Annotated in this window: 2 protein-coding genes and 1 other RNA gene; 2 read left to right on the plus strand and 1 reads right to left on the minus strand. The window is 71.8% G+C overall.

Going from position 1 to position 1,876, the window contains the following annotated elements:
* A partial coding sequence (locus VTU_RS25800; protein ID WP_040892114.1) for a PD-(D/E)XK nuclease family protein occupies positions 1–667 on the plus strand: 667 nt, incomplete at its 5' end.
* Between the two features lie 72 nt (positions 668–739).
* On the opposite strand, the gene ffs is transcribed toward VTU_RS25800, so the two are convergent.
* Positions 740–836: signal recognition particle sRNA small type (ffs, locus tag VTU_RS31195), an RNA gene on the minus strand.
* A 68-nt stretch (positions 837–904) separates the two neighbouring features.
* On the opposite strand from ffs, the gene dnaX reads away from it, so the two are divergent.
* Positions 905–1,876: DNA polymerase III subunit gamma/tau (gene dnaX / locus VTU_RS0105335; protein WP_010101592.1), on the plus strand; the 972-nt coding region annotated here is incomplete at its 3' end.

Here is a 1,876-nt window from a genome sequence, read left to right on the forward strand (position 1 = left end):
CTTGCCCGCCGCCCCCCCGCCGGATGCGGCGCAGAACCATGGCGCCGCTGATCGCGCGGACGGAGCCAGCCCCCCCGCAGCGCGCCAAGGCGAGGCCATGCACCAATTGCTGGAACAGGCCGGCGTGGCCGGCGCGTCGCTGGCCACGCTGCGCGCGCAGGGCTGGCCCGCGGCCCGCGTGGCGCGGCTTGCGCAGGACTTTGAAATCACCCTGGACGCCGCCCGGCAGGCTGCGCGGACCGCCCGGTGCATCCTCACGGGCGCGGGCGCCTGGGCCTGGGATGGCGCCGCCGTGGACCAGGCCATGAACGAAGCCCCCCTGCGCCACCAGGGGCAGAGCCTGCGCATCGACCGCCTGGTGCACTGCCACCAGCCCCCCGAGCGCGCGGGCTGGTGGGTGCTGGACTACAAGAGCGCCGCCGAACCCGGGCGCCAGCCCGCGCTCATGGTGCAGTTGCAGCGCTACCGCGAAGCGGTGCAGTCGCAGACCCCGGGCGAGCGCGTGCGCGCCGCGTTCCTCACGGGCGACGGGCGCATGCTCGCGCTGCCCGATGGCGACGCCATTGCGCAGCTGGACTTGAATGGATCGCCGGGCCAGGGCGACGGCGGCGGCGCGCAGCAGATTTCCGGCCCCGATGCGGATTCGCCGCAGGGCCGTTTGTTCTGAGCGCCTTTGACATCGAGGCAGGAGGGGAGGGGGTGCGGCCGATCCGGGAGCGCCGCGTGGACAAGCGTCCAAGTTGACGGGCCTTGCCCCCGGCACTGGCTCCACAGTGAGGGCTGCTTGGTTCCCCACCTGACCCGGTTGGCCGCTTCACCATGCGAGGAGGCCCGTCGCCGGGGATTGTATGCCGGATGCGCACGGGCCCTGGCCGGCCGGGACCCAGACCGTAGAATCGGGCGCATGTCCTACCTCGTGCTCGCCCGCAAGTACCGCCCGCGCAATTTTGCCGAAATGGCAGGGCAGGAGCATGTGGTGCAGGCCCTGAGCAATGCGCTGACCCGGCAGCGCCTGCACCACGCCTACCTGTTCACGGGAACGCGCGGCGTGGGCAAGACGACGGTCGCGCGCATTCTGGCCAAGGCGCTCAACTGCCAGGGGCCCGACGGGCAGGGCGGAATCACCGCCGCGCCGTGCGGCCTGTGCCCGGCCTGCACGGACATCGACAGCGGCCGCTTCGTCGATTACACCGAGCTCGACGCCGCGTCCAACCGCGGCGTCGACGAGGTGCAGAGCCTGTTGGAGCAGGCGGTGTACAAGCCGGTGCAGGGGCGCTTCAAGGTCTTCATGATCGACGAGGTGCACATGCTCACGAACACGGCGTTCAACGCCATGCTCAAGACGCTGGAAGAGCCGCCCGAATACCTCAAGTTCGTTCTCGCCACGACCGACCCGCAGAAGGTGCCGGTCACGGTGCTCAGCCGCTGCCTGCAATTCAATCTGCGCCCCATGGCGCCGGAGACCGTGCACGCGCAGCTGGTGCAGGTGCTGGCCGCGGAGCAGGTGCCCGCAGAGCCCCAGGCGCTGCGCCTGCTGTCGCGCGCCGCGCGGGGTTCCATGCGCGACGCGCTGTCGCTCGCCGACCAGGCCATCGCCTTCGGCAACGGCCAGCTGCAGGAGGCCGCCGTGCGCCAGATGCTCGGCGCGGTGGACCACGCGCATGTCCTGGAACTCATCGACGCGCTCGCCCGGGGCGACGGCCGGACCGTTGTGGAAACCTCGGACAGGCTGCGCCGCGATGGCCTGTCCGCCGCGTCCACGCTGGAAGACATGGCCGCCGTGCTGCAGCGCATGGCGGTGCTCCAGGTCGCGCCCCCCCGGAGCGCCGATACCGCCGATACCGCTGACACCGCCGATGCGCAGGACCCCGAGGCC

The organism is Verminephrobacter aporrectodeae subsp. tuberculatae At4 (assembly GCF_000193225.1).
Taxonomy (GTDB): Bacteria; Pseudomonadota; Gammaproteobacteria; order Burkholderiales; family Burkholderiaceae_C; genus Acidovorax; species Acidovorax aporrectodeae.